Annotated in this window: 18 protein-coding genes; 13 read left to right on the forward strand and 5 right to left on the reverse strand. The window is 64.4% G+C overall.

The annotated features are described in order from the left end of the window. Nucleotides 1-17 precede the first annotated feature (17 nt). Nucleotides 18-887 (reverse strand): DNA/RNA non-specific endonuclease, encoded by an 870-nt coding sequence (locus LI72_RS20515; protein WP_081985028.1) that lies wholly within the window; start codon nucleotides 885-887, stop codon nucleotides 18-20. A gap of 202 nt (nucleotides 888-1,089) precedes the next feature. Next, on the reverse strand, nucleotides 1,090-1,365 hold the full coding sequence (locus LI72_RS14455) for a hypothetical protein (protein WP_033926627.1): 276 nt from the start codon (nucleotides 1,363-1,365) through the stop codon (nucleotides 1,090-1,092). A gap of 226 nt (nucleotides 1,366-1,591) precedes the next feature. On the opposite strand from LI72_RS14455, the gene LI72_RS14460 reads away from it, so the two are divergent. After that, the gene (locus tag LI72_RS14460) at nucleotides 1,592-3,130 is read left to right on the forward strand and encodes a lipopolysaccharide biosynthesis protein (protein WP_443018124.1); all 1,539 of its coding nucleotides are present in this window, start codon (nucleotides 1,592-1,594) and stop codon (nucleotides 3,128-3,130) included. An 18-nt stretch (nucleotides 3,131-3,148) separates the two neighbouring features. Here the strand turns inward: LI72_RS14460 and LI72_RS14465 are convergent, their stop codons facing one another. After that, on the reverse strand, nucleotides 3,149-5,248 hold the full coding sequence (locus tag LI72_RS14465) for a S46 family peptidase (protein WP_231562485.1): 2,100 nt from the start codon (nucleotides 5,246-5,248) through the stop codon (nucleotides 3,149-3,151). Nucleotides 5,249-5,768: 520 nt separating this feature from the next. On the opposite strand from LI72_RS14465, the gene LI72_RS14470 reads away from it, so the two are divergent. From LI72_RS14470 to LI72_RS14515, 10 genes are all read left to right on the forward strand, one after another. Further along, on the forward strand, nucleotides 5,769-6,080 hold the full coding sequence (locus LI72_RS14470; RefSeq protein ID WP_156139625.1) for an STAS domain-containing protein: 312 nt from the start codon (nucleotides 5,769-5,771) through the stop codon (nucleotides 6,078-6,080). After that, nucleotides 6,077-6,445, forward strand: a complete 369-nt coding sequence (locus LI72_RS14475) for a response regulator (protein WP_033926631.1) — start codon at nucleotides 6,077-6,079, stop codon at nucleotides 6,443-6,445. Before LI72_RS14470 ends, LI72_RS14475 begins: the two co-directional genes overlap by 4 nt. Then, on the forward strand, nucleotides 6,442-8,499 hold the full coding sequence (locus LI72_RS14480; RefSeq protein WP_033926632.1) for a chemotaxis protein CheA: 2,058 nt from the start codon (nucleotides 6,442-6,444) through the stop codon (nucleotides 8,497-8,499). Before LI72_RS14475 ends, LI72_RS14480 begins: the two co-directional genes overlap by 4 nt. A 4-nt stretch (nucleotides 8,500-8,503) precedes the next feature. Then, nucleotides 8,504-9,004, forward strand: a complete 501-nt coding sequence (locus tag LI72_RS14485; RefSeq protein ID WP_033926633.1) for a chemotaxis protein CheW — start codon at nucleotides 8,504-8,506, stop codon at nucleotides 9,002-9,004. A 48-nt stretch (nucleotides 9,005-9,052) separates the two neighbouring features. Next, nucleotides 9,053-10,837: a methyl-accepting chemotaxis protein gene (locus tag LI72_RS14490; protein ID WP_197051920.1), complete on the forward strand. Its 1,785-nt coding sequence runs from the start codon at nucleotides 9,053-9,055 to the stop codon at nucleotides 10,835-10,837. Nucleotides 10,838-10,904: 67 nt separating this feature from the next. After that, a complete protein-coding gene (locus LI72_RS14495; protein WP_197051921.1) occupies nucleotides 10,905-12,848 on the forward strand; it encodes a methyl-accepting chemotaxis protein in 1,944 nt (647 codons plus the stop codon). Then, nucleotides 12,845-13,327: a chemotaxis protein CheW gene (locus LI72_RS14500; protein ID WP_033926634.1), complete on the forward strand. Its 483-nt coding sequence runs from the start codon at nucleotides 12,845-12,847 to the stop codon at nucleotides 13,325-13,327. Before LI72_RS14495 ends, LI72_RS14500 begins: the two co-directional genes overlap by 4 nt. Next, entirely contained in the window at nucleotides 13,324-14,187 is an 864-nt protein-coding gene (locus tag LI72_RS14505) for a CheR family methyltransferase (RefSeq protein WP_156139626.1), read from the forward strand. Before LI72_RS14500 ends, LI72_RS14505 begins: the two co-directional genes overlap by 4 nt. Before the next feature lie 5 nt (nucleotides 14,188-14,192). Beyond that, nucleotides 14,193-15,272, forward strand: a complete 1,080-nt coding sequence (locus tag LI72_RS14510; RefSeq protein ID WP_033926635.1) for a protein-glutamate methylesterase/protein-glutamine glutaminase — start codon at nucleotides 14,193-14,195, stop codon at nucleotides 15,270-15,272. Between the two features lie 62 nt (nucleotides 15,273-15,334). Further along, nucleotides 15,335-17,071: a hypothetical protein gene (locus LI72_RS14515; protein ID WP_033926636.1), complete on the forward strand. Its 1,737-nt coding sequence runs from the start codon at nucleotides 15,335-15,337 to the stop codon at nucleotides 17,069-17,071. 8 nt (nucleotides 17,072-17,079) lie between these two features. Here the strand turns inward: LI72_RS14515 and LI72_RS19135 are convergent, their stop codons facing one another. Together LI72_RS19135 and LI72_RS14525 are read right to left on the reverse strand one after the other, a co-directional pair. Further along, the gene (locus LI72_RS19135; protein WP_052129889.1) at nucleotides 17,080-17,652 is read right to left on the reverse strand and encodes a DUF1826 domain-containing protein; all 573 of its coding nucleotides are present in this window, start codon (nucleotides 17,650-17,652) and stop codon (nucleotides 17,080-17,082) included. 3 nt (nucleotides 17,653-17,655) lie between these two features. After that, nucleotides 17,656-18,909, reverse strand: a complete 1,254-nt coding sequence (locus tag LI72_RS14525; RefSeq protein WP_156139627.1) for a GTP-binding protein — start codon at nucleotides 18,907-18,909, stop codon at nucleotides 17,656-17,658. 79 nt (nucleotides 18,910-18,988) lie between these two features. On the opposite strand from LI72_RS14525, the gene LI72_RS14530 reads away from it, so the two are divergent. Further along, nucleotides 18,989-19,405: a MerC domain-containing protein gene (locus LI72_RS14530; protein WP_052129892.1), complete on the forward strand. Its 417-nt coding sequence runs from the start codon at nucleotides 18,989-18,991 to the stop codon at nucleotides 19,403-19,405. A 99-nt stretch (nucleotides 19,406-19,504) separates the two neighbouring features. Further along, nucleotides 19,505-19,825: a hypothetical protein gene (locus tag LI72_RS14535; protein ID WP_033926637.1), complete on the forward strand. Its 321-nt coding sequence runs from the start codon at nucleotides 19,505-19,507 to the stop codon at nucleotides 19,823-19,825. The last annotated feature ends 11 nt before the right edge of the window (nucleotides 19,826-19,836 follow it).

Below are 19,836 nucleotides of genomic sequence, written 5' to 3' on the forward strand. Positions count from 1 at the left end.
CTCAATCTGCCAATCCTTCATTTCCTCCTACTCCCTCTTGATTTTGGTGGAGACATGCCGGGACGATTATCGATTTTGACGTGCTTTTCCTTTCCCCCTATATTGTACCAAATTTCTATGAAGTCGGGGCGGCGTGACCCTTTGGGATATTCAATTTCCATTTTCAGGGACACTTCCTGGCCGACCTTATGGGCGTCCGCCCATTCCTGCTCGACCACGCGATATCGGCCTCTGTTCGAGGATCTATCCTGTGCAAAATGGTTGAAGGCGTCATTGGGACCGTTGAACCGATGGGCAATGAAATGGCCCCCATCATCAGTCGGAAGACGATCGGGTTTGCCCGCATTGGCCTGAGCCGACCTTGAGCGCGGCGTCTGCGCTGCCTTCGCCAGCTTGGGCACGTTAACTTTGCGCGGATCGCCGTTTTCATCCAGATGATACGTGTATCCATTGCGCTCAACGGGTCGCAGCGGAGGCGTTCTGACTGGCCGCGCTGGCGCTGGTCTTGCGGGAGGCCTCGGCCTCGGCCACGGAGCCGGCTTGAAAGGAAAACTGCCAGGCAGATGCTCGCGCGTCTTTGGCGCTGGCCTCGGCTTTGGCTTGGCCCTCGCCGGCTTTCCGAACGCCCCGCTAGCGCCAGCACCGCCGAACGATCCGCCGCCCGGGGCGACCCTGCCGCGCTTGCGAGGTTTCGCCGCAGCAGCAGAACCAGCGCGCCCTTGCCCATAATGCCGCCCCTGGCCCGCAAAGGTGAAGCGCCCGTCGTCCGGATCGTGCCAGGGGTTGAACTTGCGTTCGATCGCCGCGCCCGGAGCGTGATCGGGCCAGCGCCCTGTTCGCAACCAGATTGCAAAACCGCTTTGTTGCTCATGCGCCGAATCCCGCATCTTGCCGCTCCTGTCAGGAAAAACGGCAAGAACATATCAGCAACATTTTCCAACAAGTCAATCGACGGGAGCTCTCACCGCCCAACTGCAGGCGCTTGATTGATCCGATTTCGCGCTATTTCATCGGCTATCCTGCAGACGCACGAAAACGGCGGCGGGACCTTTCGATCCGCCGCCGCCTGTTACCTTCGAAGGGGAAGGTTTACTGGTTCGGGGTGGCACCCGGAACTTCGCTGGGAGCGACTTCGCCATTGTCGTCCATCGCATTGGCCTTTTCTTCGCCGGCGTCTTCCACGGCGTCAGCCTGTGCGTCGAGCGCGTCTTCCTGCGCTTCGGTGGGGGCTTCGTCAGCCATGTTTTCCAGCGCGTCGGCTTCGGCTTCGGCCTGGTCTTCGACCTGGTCGGCCTGTTCGCTCTGGCAGGCGCCAAGGCTGATAAGGCCAACGCTGGCGATGCTGGTGAGAATCAGTTTACGCATATTTCGCTCCACTACCCTGTTGATGCACAATGCATGCGGGGTTTTACGGGCAGCGCAGCAAAGGGTTGCCAAGGCTCGAAAATTTTTTCGCGGTCGCGCGACACGGCCAGCTGGCCCCGCCTGCCGGACACGCTGCCTAGCCAAAGCGTGCCAAAGCTGCTTTAGAGCAGCAGGATTTGGGCTTGGATAGACCGTTTTGACATCATTGCCGCCGCGCCAGGAGCCATTGCCCCCCAAAGACCCATCCGGGTCCGGCACCGCTGCGCAAGGCGATGGCTCCGCCACCGCCGATGCTCCGTCGGGCGGCGACATCCAGGCACTCGCCAAGGGTGGCCGCACCAACTTCTTCGGCTTTCTGCTACGGCTCGCAGCGCGGCTGCCGTTCCTGTTCATCGCCGGGCGGCTGTATGGCGCAGAGGCCCTCGGCCGCTTTGCCTATGCCGTGCTGGTGGTGGAATTTGCCGCCCAGATTGCAACCCTAGGGCTGAAGCGCGGGCTGGCGGCGCAACTGGCGCACACATCGCGCCCGCATGCCCAGGTCGTCGCCGATGGCCTGCTGGTGAGCTTCATCGCCTCGGCCATCGCGGCAACCGGCTTGATGCTGCTGCCCGAAATCATGTTCCCCAACAGCCAGGCGGGCGACATCGACCGGCTGCTGCCGCTGGTGATCTTTGCGGTCGCGGGATCGGATATCGCGCTCGCGGCGCTCGCCTATCGCTTCGACATCGCCGCCACGGTGCGCGCACGATCGGTGATCGAACCGTGGACGATCAGCATCACCGCGTGGATATTCTTCTATCTCACCCCGACCGACGGACTGATCCTCTCCTATATCGCCTCGATGGCGGCGGCCTTCATCGCCTCGATCTGGCCGATGATGCGCAACTACGGCGTTCCCACCGGCTGGCGCCCGCGCCCGCTCAAGCTGCTGCGCATGGCGCGGCGCAATGCCCCGCTGGCCGCGGCCGATGCCATCGAATGGGGCAGCCGCCGGCTCGATCTGGCGGTGCTGGGCCTGTTCGCGTCGCCCGCGGTGGTCGGCATCTATTATATCGCCCAGCAGGTCGCCAGCCTGCCGCAGAAGCTCAAGACCAGCTTCGACCCCATTCTGGGCCCGGTGATCGCGCGCAACCTGCAAAGCGGCAAGATGACCGAGATCGCCCGGCAAGTGAGCCAGGTCGGCTTCTGGATCATCGCGGCGCAGATGGGCGTCGCGCTGGCGCTGGGCATTCCGGGGGAAGGCGTGATGGGGCTGGTCGGGCCGAATTTCGTCGGCGGCACCGGCGCTCTGGCGTTCCTGCTGGCAGCGGAGGTCGTGGCCGCAACTGCAGCGGTGAGCGAATCCGCGCTGGTCTATATCGCGCGGCACCGCAATCTGATGATCTCGCTGGCGATGCTGGCGCTGCAGGGCGGATTGAGCGTTGCCCTGATCCTGACGGCACAGGCGATGGGCCTGCCGCCGCTGTTCCAGGCCGCCAGTGTCGCCTTGGCGCTGGCACTCGCGCTCGGCTTTGCCTCGATCGTCAAGGCGCGGCTGCTCTCGAAGCTGCTGGGCGCGCCGGTCAATGGTTGGCGCTGGGCCCTGGTCTGGGCAGCCGCAGCGGCGAGCGTCGTCGGCTATGGCTTTACCAAGCTGCCCGAATGGGTCGAGCTGGCCATCGGCATTCCTTCCATCCTGGGAGTCTATGGCTGGGTGATCTGGCGGCGCGGCTTCGGCCCCGATGACCGCGAGCTATTCCGGATGCGCAAGGGCAGCACAGAATAGCTCGCTCGGGTCCGCCGATTACTGGCCCACGCCCATTTCGGTCAGCAGGCGCTGCGCGCCATCGACCTTGTCCATCGTCCACAGCATGAAGCGGCTGTCGACATGGATGGTGCGGTTGATGGCGGCGTCATACGACCAATCCGACACCACGCCATCGAGCGTGCCATCGAACGCCAATCCGACGAATTCGCCGCGCGCGTTGAGCGTCGCCGATCCCGAATTCCCGTTGGTGATATCCACCGTCGACAGATAGTTCACCGGCAGCGTGCCCAGCTTGGCATCGGCATAGGTGCCGAAGTCGCGCGCCTTGAGCGTATCGATCGCGGCCTTGGGCGCATCGAACTCGCCGCGTCCGGTCTGCTTGGCGACAAGCCCTTCGGCGGTGGTGAACGGCGTCCAGATCAGGCCATCGCGCTGCTTGCCGGTGACCTTGCCATAGGTGAAGCGCAGCGAACCATTGGCATCGGGATAGAGCGTGCGCCCCTGCGACTTGGCGAAGGCAAGCTGGCCGGCCATCACCTGCGACCGCGCGGCCTGCACGCGCCCGGCGCGTTCCTTGGCCTTGTCCTCGTCGGCCTTGGCGCCGGGATAGGCGGCCACGGCAAGCTGGATGAACGGATCGCTCGAGGCCTCGAACTCGGATGCCGGCTTGTCCATCCAGCCGATACGCTGTGCGGTGACGCCCAGCTGCGTATCGGCATACATGCGGTCCATGCCGATCGAAGCGATCTTGGCCTCGAGCGGTGCGTTGCGCTTGTCGGCGGCGACCTTGGCATATTCACCCAGAGCCTGCTCGAACAGCACCCGGTCGACGCTGGCATCGAAGCGGCGCTCGATCTGGGTCAGCCGCTCGCGGATGCCCAGGCGGTCACGATCCTGGAAGCCCGGCTCGCGCTGGGCGTCGGGCTTCTCGCGTTCCTTGGCCCAGCGATAGAGCAACTGCGCCGCCGTCAGCAGCTGCGCGCGGTTGACCGTGCCCAGCCGCATAGTGTCGACACGCGCCTGGTTCGATTCTGCGACCAGGGCATCGAGATCGGCCAGGGCCTTGCCATATTGCGCGGTGCGCGCCGCGTCCGCCGCCACCCAGGCGCGGAAGTCGGCATCGGCCTTGTCCTTGCGGCCCAGCAGATCAATGGCATCGGCGCCGGCGATCTCACCCAGCAGCTTCTTCTTGTAGTTGTCCGATCCCTTGAGGATCGAGGCGTATTTGATCTCCGCGTCCTTGTTGCCCTTCACCGCCTTTTCGATCGCGGCGGAATAATCCGCGCGCAGCTGCTGGTCGATCGCATAGACCTGCTCGAAATTGTGCCGCACCTCGGCCGCAGTCCAGTGGCGCTGGGTGACGCCGGGGAAGCCTGCGACCATGACGAAATCGCCCTCGGCCAGCGGCTTGTCGGCAATCTTCAGCCACGACTTGGGCTTGTAGGGCACGTTGTCCTTGGAATAGGGCGCCGACGCGCCATCGGGCGCAACATAGGCGCGGTAGAAGCCGAAATCGCCGGTGTGCCGCGGCCACTGCCAGTTGTCGGTCTCTCCGCCGAAATTGCCGATGCCGCCCGCAGGCGCATAGACCAGCCGCACATCCTTGATCTCCAGCTGCTGCTGCAGGAAATAGGTCTGCCCGCCGAAATAGGGGCGCACATCACAGCGGCGGTTGGCCTGCTTCTCGCAGGCAGCGATCAGGCCCTTGCGGTTCGCTTCCAGCCGGTTGTAGCGCTCCAGCCCGGAGAGCTTGGACGTGACGCCCTTGTTCATCGCTGCCGTGACATCGCGCAGGTCCTCGATCACGAAGATGCGCGATCCGAGCGCGGCCTGCAGTTCATCGCCATAGGTCTTGGCGAGGAAGCCGTCGGTCAGATAGTCCTGCCCGGGCTTGGAATTGTACTGGATCGATCCGTAGACGCAGTGATGGTTGGTCGCTACCAGCCCTTCGGGGCTGACGAACGAGGCCGAACAGCCGCCCAGCGAAACAATGGCATTAAGCGGCGCAGCGTTGAGATTGCCCAGATCCGCAGGCGACAGCTCCAGGCCGGCCTCCTTCAGCTTCTCGCCCAGTGCGGGCGTCTGCCCGGGCAGCCACATGCCCTCTTCGGCCAGAAGCGGGGTGGATATCAGCAAGATGGTGGAAGCAAGCAAAAGGGGTAAACGCATCGGGGGAACTCCGGAGCTGGCGCATGAAAATAGGATGGCCGTGCAGATAGACGGCGGCATCGGGTGGAGCAAGCGCACTCATGGCGGCAGGAGACCCAGGCAAGCCACACAGGCACTTGGCCCCAGGCGAGTCGGATCAGTGCCATTCCGTACCACGCAGCGGCCAGTCGAAGTTGTTTACCACATCCCCAAACGCGGAATTCACCAGTATCTCCAAACTGATGTCTAATAAAAATGGTTGCCGCTGCGGTAATGATCGAATTGAAACGCTCTGCCATCCTCGCCTCAGCTCCCGCAAACATCGATCAACCTCGTGATTTTTAGGCGATATATTCCAATCTTTGAATATACGAACGTCACCCACCGCTGGCATGCAAATCAATTTGCACTGTCAGTGACGCAATTCGTATTAACCGAACCGCGAATTTAACTTTTGATTGAGAAATTGGTTGTCAAATCGTCACAGGTTCTAGGGGGGACCAAACGGATGGACACGACCTTAAAAGTTGGCTCCAGCGCCACTATCCAAAATTGCAATACTCTACGCGATGAGATTGTGGCGCGGCTGGATCAATATGGTTCGGTCAACATTGACATGTCAGAACTTTGCGATGCCGACCTGTGTTTTGCGCAGCTTGCTTATGCGACTGTGAATTACGCCTCGGCGTCGGGCAAGCCCGCAACCTTTCATCCCGCCTCCCATGAATATCTGTCGTCTGTGCTCGTCCGTGCCGGGCTTTCGCCATCGCTCCTTGCAGGCGCTCACGAGCCCTGTCTTGAAGAAGGACTTCTCCCGTGACTGCCTCGATCCTCACCGTTGACGATTCATCCAGCTTGCGCATCGCCATCCGCATTGCGCTGAGCGGTGCCGGCTATGCCGTTACTGAAGCCGAGGATGGTCTCGAAGGGCTCGAAAAGGCCCGCGCCGCCAAGTTCGACATGATCATCGCCGATCTCAACATGCCCCGGATGAACGGGCTGGAGATGATCCGCGAAATCCGCAAGCTGCCGATCCAGCTGGGCACGCCGATCATCTTCCTCACCACCGAGTCCGACGAGGGCATGAAGCAGGACGCCCGCCAGTCCGGCGCCACGGGATGGCTGGTCAAGCCGTTCGTCCCCGATCAGCTGCTGCGCGTGGCCGCCAAGGTGCTCAGCCGATGACTGGCCAGGACCCCATTGCCGCCTTTCGGGTCGAAGCTGGCGAACTGCTGGCAGGAATCGAACAGGCGCTGCTCGACCTCACCCACGATCTGACCAGCCGCGACCTGGTCGATACCGTCTTTCGGGGCCTGCACACGCTCAAGGGATCGGGGGCGATGTTCGGCTTCGATGCGCTGGCCAGCTTCACGCACCATTGCGAAACCGCCTTCGACCGCGTGCGCAAGGGCCAGGTGCCGGCAACGCAGGAACTGGTAGCGGTTATCTTGTCGGCGATGGACCACATGCAGGCGCTGGTCGATGGCGACGGCAGCGGGCTGGCAGCCACCGGCGACGAGATTCTGGCGCGGCTGCATGCTGCACTGGGCCATGAAAGCCAGCCCGCATCCGCGCTGCCGCCGGCCGACGAGGACGCCTCCGCCGTGCCCGCCACCGACCAGGCATCGGGCTGGCGCGTGACCTTCTATCTTCCTCCCGATGCGATGACCAACGGCACCAACCCGCTGGCGCTGCTCGACGAGATGCGCGGTCTGGGCGAAGCCGAGGTCACCGCGCTCACCGACCGCATCCCGTCCCTGGCAGAGCTTGACGCCAGCCAGTGCCATATTGGCTGGCAGGTGGATCTGCGCGGCGATGTCACCCGCGAGGATATCGAGGACGTCTTCATCTTCGTGATGGACGACATGGAGCTCGACATCGCGCCGCTGGCCGATGCTGAGGATGGCCCGGTGATCTCTCCGGTCGAGGTCGTGGCAGAACATGCGCTTGTGGCCGCGGCGCCGGTCGATGAACCCAGCGAGCCGTCGGCACCACAGGCCGGTGCGAACGCGCCTGCCGATGCCGCTCGCAGCCGCACCACCGGAACGCCGGCCGAAAGCGTCCGGGTTCCCGCCGAGCGGCTCGATGTGCTGATGGACCGGGTCGGCGAGCTTGTCATCGTGCAGAGCCGCCTCGCGCAGCTGGCCAATGGCGGCGTGCGCGGGCCCGTGGGCGAACTGGCATTGCGATCGGTTTCGGAAGATATCGAGCGCCTCGCCAGCGAGCTGCGCGATACCATGATGGTGCTGCGCATGGTGCCGGTCGCCAGCCTGTTCGGCCGTTTCCGCCGCCTGGTGCACGATCTCGCACGCGAGACCGGCAAGGCGATCGAGCTTTCCACCCATGGCGAAACCACCGAGGTCGACAAGACCGTGATCGAGCGCCTCGCCGATCCGATGGTGCACCTGATCCGCAATGCCTGCGACCACGGGCTGGAGACGACCGAAGACCGGATCGCCAGCGGCAAGCCCGCTGCCGGCCAGGTCACCCTGTCGGCGCATCAGGCTGCCGGCGAGGTGCTGATCACGATCCGCGACGATGGCCGCGGGATCGATCGCGATCGCGTGCGTGCCAAGGCCGAAGCCCAGGGGCTGATCGAACCCGGGCAGCAGCTGACCGACAGCGAGCTGCTGCAGATGATCTTCCAGCCCGGCTTCTCGACCGCAGCGCAGGTTACCAACCTGTCCGGCCGCGGCGTCGGCATGGACGTGGTCAAGCGCACCATCGAGAGTCTGCGCGGAACCATCGACATCACCTCGCGGCCCGGTGAAGGATCGACGGTGACGCTGCGCATCCCGCTGACGCTGGCCATTATCGATGGGCTGCTCGTGCGGGTCGGTGAAGGCCGTTATGTCATTCCGCTGGGTGCGGTCGAGGAATGCATCGAGCTGAGCCTGGAAGACGACCTGCGCTCGCGCGGTCGCAGCTTTGTCACCCTGCGCGACCGGCTGGTGCCGTTCATCCGCATGCGCGACATGTTCGAGACCGGCACCCGCCCCGATCCGCACCAGAAGATCGTCGTGATCGCCACCGGCGGCGAGCGGGTCGGTCTGGTCGTCGATCAGATCATCGGCAGCCACCAGACGGTGATCAAGGCCATGTCGGCCCTGCACCGCGATGTCCCCGCCTTTGCCGGCGCGACGATCCTGGGGGACGGCAGCGTCGCCCTGATCCTCGATACCGTGCAACTCGTCACCGTCGGCCAGACCCAGGAGGAGCGGCTGCGTGCAGCCGGCTGAGCTTATGCAGGATATTCTCTCCAGACCCCCTTCGGCACGCTGGGACGATCATGGCCAGCTGGAAGTGCTGACCTTCGATCTTGGCGAAGAGACGCTGGCGGTGGAGGCCATGCTGGTCCGCGAAATTCTGGACCTTTTGCCCGAAACCAAGGTGCCGGGCGCTCCGCCGCTGGTCAGCAGCGTGGTGAATTTTCGCGGCAAGATCATCCCCATCGCCGATCTGCGGCTGGCCTTCGACATGCCGCCCGCCCAGGTCACCGTCGACAGCCGGATCATCGTCATCGAGATCGAGATCGGCGGCGAGGCCACCCAGATCGGCATGCGCACCGACAAGGTGCACGAAGTGACCACGCTGAATCGCAGCGATGCCGAAACGCCGCCCGCCGTCGGCATGCGCTGGCGCCGCGACTTCATCCACGATCTCGTCCGGCAATCCGGCGGCATCATCGTGCTGCCCAACCTGGGCGCGATTTTCAGGACCGATACCGACGCCGCGTGCTCGTAGCACACGCCACGCACCCGGCGAGACCCATTCAATCAGGAGACCCGTTTCATGTTGCGCCCGTCCTTTTCCGTGAAGTCGACCTCTCATGCAGATGCTGCGATCGAGGAGGTCCGTCGCCTGACACAGGCCGTCAGAAGCGGTGACACACACGTCCGCATCGATCTGTCGGGATCGACCGGCGCGGCCCGGGACATGCTGGCTGCCGTGGGCGAGCTGGTCGACAGCCTCACCGCGCCCGTTCAGGCGCTCAAGACCGGAATCGACCATGTCGTGGTCGAGCACGCGCGCGGCGACATCGACGTCAGCCTGCGCCCCGCCGACTACCCGGGCGATTTCGCGGTGATTGCACAGGCGATCAATGGCCTGGTCGACAGCCATATCAGCGTCAAGAAGCTGGCGATGACCTGCGTCAAGGGCATTGCCGAGGGCGATTTCAAGGCACCGCTGGAGCAGCTGCCTGGCAAGAAGGCCTTCATCAACGACACCATCGAACTGTTGCGCGGCAACCTCAGCGGCCTCATCGCGGAGATGAACCTGATGTCGGCAGAGCACGACAAGGGCGACATCGACGTGTTTGTCCCGGCCGAAAAGTTCCAGGGAGACTTCGGGGTGATGGCCCATGCGGTCAACACCATGGTGATCAACCATATCGCCGCCAAGAAGAAGGCGCTGGCCTGTGTCCACCTGTTCGGTGAAGGCGATCTCGACGCGCCGATGGAGCAGTTGCCCGGCAAGAAGGCTTTCATCAACGACACCATCGAGCTGCTGCGCAAGAACCTGCGGCAGACGGCGAACCTGGCGGAAGCGATTGCCGACGGCGACCTGACGATCGAGCACACCGCCCTGTCGGACAAGGACAAGCTGGGCACCGCGCTGATCGCGATGATCGAGCGGCTGCGGACCGTGGTCGGGGATACGGTCGCTGCGGTCGGCAATGTCGCTGCGGGCAGCCAGGAACTGTCATCGAGCTCGGAACAGGTATCCCAGGGCGCGACCGAACAGGCCGCGGCGGCCGAAGAGGCATCCGCATCGATGGAAGAGATGGCGGCGAACGTCAAGCAGACCGCCGACAATGCCGCGCAGACCGAAAAGATTGCCCGTCAGTCCGCCAAGGATGCCGAAAACAGCGGTGTTGCCGTCAGCAAGGCGGTCGAGGCGATGCAGACCATCGTCGAGAAGATCAGCATCGTCCAGGAAATCGCCCGCCAGACCGACCTGCTGGCGCTCAACGCCGCGGTCGAAGCGGCGCGGGCCGGAGAACATGGCCGCGGCTTTGCGGTAGTGGCATCCGAAGTGCGCAAGCTGGCCGAACGCAGCCAGGGGGCTGCCGCAGAGATCAGCACCATGTCGTCGGAAACGGTCAAGGCCGCTGTCGAGGCGGGCGAGATGCTGAGCCGGCTGGTCCCCGATATCCGCCGCACCGCAGAGCTCGTCTCCGAAATCAGCGCCGCCTGCCGCGAACAAGACATCGGCACCGCGCAGATCAACCAGGCGATCCAGCAGCTTGACCAGGTGACCCAGCAGAATGCTGCTGCGTCCGAACAGATCAGTGCGACATCGGAAGAACTGGCCAGCCAGGCCGAAGAGCTTCAGCAGAGCATCGCCTACTTCCGCGTGGATCCCCATGCAGCCGGCGCTGGCGCCAGCCATGCCCGCCCGGCCGCCAAGGCTCTGCGGCGCCCCGTGCAAAAGGCCAAGGCTGCCAAGCCTGCAGCCCCCCGGGCCAAGCCAAACTCGGTCGCGCACCAGCAGGATCGGGTCAAGGGTTTCGCGCTCGACCTCGATCGCGGCGGTGCGGATCACGATGACGCCGAATTCGGGCAGGCCGCCTGATCAAGCGTCTCCCCGGATAACTCCACCAGAACTTTCAACACCTTAACCAGCCCAGGAGGCCTGTTTCATGCTGCGCCCATCCATCACCTTGAAGCCCAGTTCGCACGCGGATGTCGCCATTGAGGACATTCGTCGCCTGACCCAGTCGATCGGCAACGGCGATACGCGGGCCCGTCTGGACCTTTCGCAGGCCACGGGACCTGCGCGCGAGACCCTGGCGGCGGTCAACGATCTGCTCGATACCATGAACGCGCCCGTGGCGGCGCTGAAGCGCGGGATCGAGACCGTGTCGGCCGAGCATGTTCGCGGCGATATCGATGTCTGCCTTCGCCCCGACGACTTCCGCGGCGATTTCAGCGAGGTTGCGCAGCTGATCAACGCGCTGGTGACCAGCCACATCAACGTCAAGAAGCAGGCGATGGCCTGTGTCAGGGGCATTGCCGAGGGCGACTTCCAGGCGCCGATGGAGCAGCTGCCTGGCAAGAAGGCGTTCATCAACGATACCATCGAGCTGCTGCGGGGCAACCTGCGCGGATTGATCGCCGAAATGAACCACATGTCGGCCGAGCACGACAAGGGCGATATCGACGTGTTTGTTCCGGCCGACAAGTTCCATGGCGATTTCGCGACCATGGCGCATTCGGTCAACACGATGGTCGTCAATCACATCGCGGCCAAGAAGAAGGCAATGGCCTGCGTCCGGCAGTTTGGCGAAGGCAATTTCGACGCGCCGATGGAGCAGCTGCCCGGCAAGAAGGCGTTCATCAACGACACGATCGAACTGCTGCGCGGCAACTTCAAGGCGATCATCGGCGAAATTCATCGCCTGATCGATGCGTCCACGGCAGGACAGCTGCAGGAACGCGGCAACGCCGGCGACTTCCCCGGCGATTTCGGTCAGGTCGTGCATGGCATCAACGGAATGCTCGATGCGATTTTGCTGCCCATCGCGGAAGGCAACCGGGTGCTCGACCAGGTGAGCACGGGTTCGCTGATCGAGCGGGTCGAGATCGAATGCGAAGGCGATCACCGCCGGATGAAGGATTCGATCAACAATCTCGTCGACAGCCTGACGCGCTTTGCGATCAACATTGGCGGCGCGGCCGATCAGGTCGGCGCAGGCAGCCAGGAACTCGCCGCCAGCTCCGAGCAGGTGTCGCAAGGCGCCACCGAACAGGCTGCAGCGGCCGAACAGGCGTCCGCATCGATGGAAGAGATGGCGGCCAACGTCAAACAGACCGCCGACAATGCCGCCCAGACCGAGAAGATCGCCCGCCAGTCCGCCAAGGACGCCGAACACAGCGGCGAAGCCGTGAACAAGGCGGTCAGCGCGATGCAGACCATCGCCGAAAAGATCGGAATCGTGCAGGAAATCGCCCGCCAGACCGACCTGCTTGCGCTCAACGCTGCGGTCGAGGCGGCGCGCGCCGGTGAGCATGGCCGCGGCTTTGCCGTGGTGGCATCCGAAGTGCGCAAGCTGGCCGAACGCAGCCAGGGGGCGGCCGCCGAGATCAGCACCATGTCATCGGAAACGGTGCGAGCCGCCACCGAGGCGGGCGAGATGCTGGGCCGCCTGGTGCCCGACATCCGCCGCACCGCCGAATTGGTCTCCGAGATCAGTGCCGCCTGCCGCGAGCAGGACATCGGCACCGCACAGATCAACGAAGCGCTGCAGCAGCTCGATCAGGTGACGCAGCAGAATGCCGCTGCATCCGAACAGATCAATTCGACGTCGGAAGAACTGGCCGGCCAGGCCGAAGAGCTGCAGCAGAGCATCGCCTTCTTTCAGATGGGCGAACGCACAGGCAAGCCCGCTGCCGAGCGGATGGCGCGCCCGGCGGTGAAGACCGCGCCGCGCCGCCCCGCTGGCAAGGCCAAGCCCGCCCCTGCAGCGGCACGCGGCAAGCCCAACTCGGTGGCGCATCAGCAGGAGCGCGCAAAGGGCTTCGCGCTGGATCTCGATCGCGGCGGTCTGGATCAGGATGACGCCGATTTCGGACAGGCCGCATGAGCGCCCCGTCCGAAATCCAGGTGGTCGAATTCGGCCTGGGCGACGAGGTATTCGCCGTGCCGGTCACGCTGGTCCGCGAGATCCTGGACCATGTCCAGCCGTTCCACGTCCCCAACGGCCCGGACTATTTCCTCGGCCTGACCGATGTGCGCGGCGAAGGCGTGCCGACGGTGGACCTGCGCGTCCGCCTAGGCCTGCCGCCGGCCACGCCCACGCTGGCAACCCGCATCCTGATCCTGGACATGCCGCTGCCAGACCGTGCGCTGGCGCTGGGCGTGGTCATTGACCGGGTTCTGGGTGTCACCACCATCGAACCCGCCCAGGTCGAAAAGGCCCCCGATATCGGGGTGCGGTGGAATTCGGATTATATTACCGGTGTGGTCCGCCGCGAATACGGCTTTGTCGTGATCATCGATGTCGCCAGCATATTCTCGGCCGCAGAAACCCCCGCCTTGTCCGCCAGTGCGAAGGCGGCATGACGATGGCCGCCCCGCTTCTGCGCGCGCCCGTGTTCAACCCGGATGCCATCAGCCCGCAGCATTTCCGCGCGCTGGCCAGCCTGATCTACAGCGAGGCAGGCATCCGGTTGCCGCCGTCCAAGACCACGATGCTCGAGGGCCGGCTGCGGCGGCGGGTGCGCGCCACCGGCCACGCCAATCTCAACGCCTATTGCGCGCACATCCTGAGCAGCGACGTCGCGCGCGAAGAAATCGACGCGCTGCTCAATGCGGTGACGACGAACAAGACAGACTTCTTCCGCGAGCGCAATCATTTCGATTACATCGTGTCGCAGATCCTTCCCGCCTACAGCCGCGAGGGTCGGCGGACCGTGCGCTGCTGGAGCGCCGCCTGCTCGAACGGGGCAGAGCCCTATACCCTGGCGATGGTGCTCGATGATTACGCGCAGGCCCATGGCGGGCCCGATTACGAAATCCTGGCGACCGATCTCGACAGCAACATGCTCGAGACCGGCATCAAGGGCATCTACCCTGCAGAGATGGTGGAGCCGGTGCCGGCCGCGATGCGCCGCCGCTATGTCATGGAGCCCAAGGACCGATCGCGGCGCGAGGTGCGCATTTCGCCGGCGCTGCGCAAGAAGGTCAGCTTCGGCCGCCTCAACCTGATGAACCACCACTATCCCATCGGTGATCCCGTCGACCTGATCTTCTGCCGCAACGTGCTGATCTATTTCGACAAGCCCACCCAGACAGCCGTGGTCGAGCGCCTGTGCGAGCAGCTTGCGCCCGGCGGATACCTTCTGCTGGGCCATTCGGAATCGAACGTCGGGCTCGACCGCAGCATGAAGAGCGTCAGCAACACGATTTTCCAGAGGATTTGACACAGATGGCCGTCCCCAAGATCCGCGTGCTCATCATCGACGACAGCGCCAGCGTGCGCCAGGCGTTGACGTCGGTGCTGCAGGAAGACCCGGAGATCGAGGTCATCGGCGCAGCATCGGACCCGTTTGCGGCCGCGCGCTATATCAAGGACGAACTGCCCGACGTCATCACGCTGGATGTCGAGATGCCACGGATGGATGGCATCACCTTCCTGCGCAAGATCATGGAACAGTGCCCCGTGCCGGTGGTGATGTGCTCGTCGCTGACCGAGGAAGGCTCGGAAACGCTGATGCATGCGCTGGAGGCAGGCGCCGTCGATGTGATCCTCAAGCCACGCATGGGCGTTGCCGATCATCTGACCGAATCGCGCATGATGATCCGTGAGACGGTCAAGGGCGCGGCGCGGGCAAGGGTGCGCGGACGCAAGGCCCAGACGCGCCCGGTGCAGGTGCAGGAGAAGCTGACCGCCGATGTCATGCTGATGCCGCCCACCGGCCGCGCGATGAGCCGGACGACCGAGATGGTGGTGTGCATCGGCGCATCCACCGGAGGCACCGAGGCGCTGCGCGAAGTGCTGATGGCGCTGCCCGCCAACTCCCCCGGGATCGTCGTGGTGCAGCATATGCCCGAACAGTTCACCCGCGCCTTTGCCAAGCGGCTCGACGGGCTGTGCGAGGTCAGCGTCAAGGAAGCGCAGGACGGCGACACGGTGATGCGCGGCCATGTCCTGATCGCTCCGGGCGGGCGGCACACGCTGCTGCAGCGCCAGGGTGCGCGCTATCTGGTTTCGGTGCGCGAAGGACCGTTGGTATCGCGCCACCGCCCCTCGGTCGACGTGCTGTTCCGGTCCGCCGCGAACAGCGCAGGATCCAACGCGGTCGGCATCATCATGACCGGCATGGGCGATGATGGCGCGCGGGGCCTTTTGGAAATGAAACAGGGCGGTGCGCGCACCTTTGCCCAGGATGAAGCAACCTGCGTGGTCTTTGGCATGCCCAAGGAAGCCATCACCCGCGATGCCGTCGACAAGATTGTCCCGCTTGGCGCGATCGCCCGCGAACTGCTCCATGCGACCGCACGCTAGACACTTGCCTGAACGGGCGCTGCCGGGCGGTCCATGCCCCGGCGAAGAAAGGCCAGAATGACATGCGCCCTGCCCTCAAGTCCCTGCCGCCGCCAGATTTCGCACAGGATACCATTCAGGACCTGTTGAGCGATATCACCCAGGGCATCGATGCGCGTTTCGTCCAGGTCGGCAACACCCTGGTGCAGGCCGTGGGATCGATCGACGGGATTGTCGCCGCGCTGCACAAGGCGACATCGAGCTTCCAGTCTGGCAACGGCGCAGCAGCGGTGGGCAACCTGACGATGGCGGCGCGGCGGTTGTCGCAGGTGGGCCCGCAGACCCGGAACCGCGCAAGCGAGATCGGCGCCATCCAAAAAGCCTCGCGCCGGCTGTCGCTGCATGTCGAAGAGGTCCACAGGGCGCTGCGGGTGCTGGATATCTACGGGCTCAACGTCAAGATCGCAGCATCAGGGGCCGAAACGTTCGTGGACTTTGCCAATACCATGTCGGGGCAGATCAAGGTCGGCCAGGTCGAGGTGGTGGGGCTGAAGACCAAGCTGGACGAGCTGGGCGCCAGCCTGCGCAGCATGGAATATCACGACCGGCTGCTGGCCAGCGAATGCGAACGGGTGGTGCCCCAGGTCCCCGACCGGCTTGAAGCCGATGCCGCCGCGCTGCGGGCGCACCAGGCGCTGCTGGCTGCGCTTGCCGACGACACGGCGACGCTCGCCCGGTCGATCCAGGCCAATGTGGCCGGCGTGCTGGCTGCCATCCAGGTGGGCGATATTGCCCGGCAATGGCTGGAACATGTGCTGGCGGGCTATGAGAGCCTGCAGGCCATGCTGGCCGAGACCGAGCTGGAAGAGGGCGACCGCAACGCCGCGCGCAACCACATCCTGCAGCTGCTGCTGGCGCATGTGGTGGCCGCAGGCGACCAGTTTCGGCGGGAAACCCGGCTGCTGGTCACATCGCTGCGCGCAATGGTGCCGGAGGCGGACCGCCTGATCGCGCTCAGCAAGGGCAGCAGCGACGGCGATGGCAATGTGTTCCTGCGCAATCTCGAGGCGGGCATCGCCGAAGCCGATTCGATGATCACCCAGCTGCGCAAGACCGACGACCAGGCGGCCGAGACGCTGCGCATCATCGTCGACACGGTGGACGATCTGGCCGGCCGAGCCGCCGCCATGCGCATCCTGCGGATCGAGGTCCAGCAGATGGCGATCAACATCGGCCTGAGGTGCAGGCGGGTCGAAAGCATCAGCCGGCCGGTGGCGGTCATCGCGGAGGAAATCCGGGCGCACTCCGATGCGCTGCATGAGACGATCGCGGCCATCACGGCAGAGGCGGAAGACCTGAACGCCATTTCGTTGCGGATGCGCGAACAGGCCAAAGATCATGATGCGCAAGGGGGTGGCGGGCTGAACCAGTCGCTCAGCGCGATTGCCGATGGGGCGCAGCTGACCGAGGATGCGATGGCGGTGTCCCAGACCATGGCCAGCGGGCTTCTGGGTGCGCTTCGGTCGACCACCGACGAACTCGAGCGGAGCCTCGACCTGGGAGATGCGCTCGAACAGATCGAGGCGCTGCTCAAGGCGGAAATCGGCCCCGCAGGCATGCTGGCCGACAGGCCCGATCATCCGGTCAGAACCATCCTGGAAGACATGGCACGCAGCTATACCATGGCGAGCGAGCGCGTCATCCACGACCAGTTCCTGCTGCCCGGCATGGCGCCGCTGATTGTCGCGAACGTCGGCGCGCCGGACAGCCCCGGCGCGCTCGACGATGATGACGCGCTGTTCGACGACGCCCTGTTCTGATCAGCGCATCATCGCTCGGCGGCATTCCGCGCGGGCGTATCGATCACCAGCACCAGCCTGCGCTCGCCGCTGTCCTCGATCGGCGGTGAACGGTGCAGGCAGGCGGCATGACCGGGGCCGAATTCATGCCCCTTGAACAGCGCCACCATTCCGGTGGGGATGCACAGCAGCGCGCCGTCGGGATCGTCGCCCAGGGTGTAATCGGTCCCTGGACCCGCCAATGTGCAGATCAGCCTGAGGTCGGTGTAATCGGCATGCACCTTGCGGCAGGCATTGCCAGTCACGCCCTCCAGCCGGACCCGCACGGTGTCGCAGCCCATCACGCGCGCAAAATCTGCAGCCAGATCGGCGATTGCGGCGCCCAGCGCATCAGGCAACGGCGGCATATCCGCCAGGATGGCGTCGGGGCGTCCTGCAGCGCGATGGCCGAAGGGGGCGATATCCAGCAGCGGCTGAATATCGCCCCGCGGCAGCAGCACCGCATTCTCATCGATGACGATCCGGGTTCGGGGATCGCGGATCGCCTCCCAGCGCCGGTGGGTGGCGGCCGATGCGGGTTCGAGAACGTTCAGCGCTGCCATGGCTCAGGCACTCTCCAGTGCGCGGTCGAGAATGCGGGCGTTTGCGCCCCATTCGGGGAACGGATCGGGCAGCGGCTGCCAGCGTTCGGGCGTATAGCCATCGGCCTGTACCAGGCAGGCGTCGAGCCCGGCGCGCAGCCGCGCCTCGTCCATGCCGATGCCGATGAACACCAGCTCCTGCCGCCGGTCACCCCATTCCAGGTCCCAGTTGTGCGCGACGAACTGCTCGAACTGGTTGTCATCTGGCCACTGGTTCTTCGGCACCGACGCCCACCAGCGCCCCATCCGCGCGGTCATCGTCTGCGACCCTGCCACGGCGAGTTCGCCGACCCAGGCCGGGCGCGTCGCGAGCCAGAAAAAGCCCTTGGCCCGCACCGCGCCTTCCAGCCCTTCGCCGGTCAGAAAATCGTAAAAGGCTTGCGGCGCGAACGGACGGCGGGCGCGGTAGACAAAGCTTTCTATGCCATATTCCTCGCTCTCCGGGCGATGGCTGGCATAGCCATAGAGCTCCTTGGCCCAGAGCGGATGTTCCGCAGCGCGATCATCGTCGAACAGGCCGGTGCCCAGGATCTGGCCAAGATCGACCTTCGACCGATCGGCGGTGATGATACGCGCGTCGGCATTCAGCGACGCGCACAGCTTGGTGACGGTGGCGAGATGCTCGGCGCTGACATCGGACGCCTTGTTGATGATGATGACATCGGCAAACTCGATCTGCTCGACCAGCAGCCCGACCAGGCTGCGCGTGTCATCCTCGCCCAGCGATTCGCCGCGATCAGCGAGGAATTCGTGGCTGGCATAGTCCTTGAGCAGGTTCACCGCATCGACAACGGTGACCATGGTGTCGAGCGTCGCGACATCGCCCAGGCATTCGCCCGCCTCGTCGCGAAAGCTGAAGGTGGCAGCGACCGGAAGCGGCTCGGAAATGCCGGTGCTCTCGATCACCAGATAATCGAACCGCCCCGCTTCGGCGAGGCTGCGCACCTCTTTCAGCAGATCGTCGCGCAAGGTGCAGCAGATGCAGCCATTGGTCATCTCGACCAGCTCTTCGCTCGCGCGGCTGAGCGCCGCCTCGCCGCCGCGGACCAGCGCAGCATCGATGTTCACTTCCGACATGTCGTTGACGATCACCGCAACGCGCAGCCCTTGGACATTGGCCAGTATGTGATTGAGCAAGGTGGTCTTGCCGGCACCGAGAAAGCCCGACAGCACCGTGACGGGCAGCTTCCGGTCCAGGGCGGGCGACGAAATCGGCATGGGAAACATTCTCCAGCTTGATATGTGATGTTATATCATTATAGATCGCGCCAAGATTGCACAAGGGGAGAAATCACCGATGGACAGCGACGCCGAGGCGCGGGTGCGCGATACGCCCAGAGCCAGTGATCTGGCAGAAGGGCTTGCCATATCCGCATCGATCCTGTGCCTGGCGCACTGCCTTTTCCTACCGCTGGTGCTGGCCTGGTCCCCCGCGCTCAGCCGGACGTTCGATCTGCCATTCGACCTGCATCTGTGGATCGTGCTGATTGCAGGGCCCGTCAGTCTGACGATCCTGGTGAGGGCCGCCAAGCGGGCCCGCATGGGAATTCTGGTAACCGGCGTTGCGGGGCTGAGCCTGTTGGTTCTGGCGCTGGTGCTTCCCGTGACCGACATGCAGGAGATCGCGATCAGCAGCATCGGCAGCATGCTTCTGGCGATGGCCCATCTGGCCAACTGGGCCGCACGACACCCCAAGGCGCATCTCCATGCCTGAGCGGCACGGGCTTTTAAAATCCACGATCCGAACAAAGGCTTTGCCAAGCTTCCCTGATATGTTGTAACGTTGCCACTTCATAGCAAAGGGGTGTCGACCATGCGAATCTTGGCAGCAGCAACCATCGGTCTGGCAGGGTTTGCCGCATCCGCTCAGACGGCGAACGCGTGCGACCTGGAAGGTCTTGGTTTTACCCGGATCAACCCGTTTGCGCAGCACGCGGCCTGGGCCGTTCCTGCCGACAAGAATGCGCCGCCGGCTGACCAGCGCGCGGCTGCATCGGAACAGCAGACCACGGAACAGAGCGAACAGGCACGCGCCGAAAACGCCCAGAAATCTTCAGCCAGCCCGGCTTTCACCCCGGTGTCTGCCGATGCCAACGCCAGCCAGTCGCAGCGATTTACCGCGACCAAGGACTGACCGCCGCAATC

It is taken from the genome of Sphingomonas sp. 35-24ZXX, assembly GCF_000786215.1.
GTDB lineage: Bacteria > Pseudomonadota > Alphaproteobacteria > Sphingomonadales > Sphingomonadaceae > Blastomonas.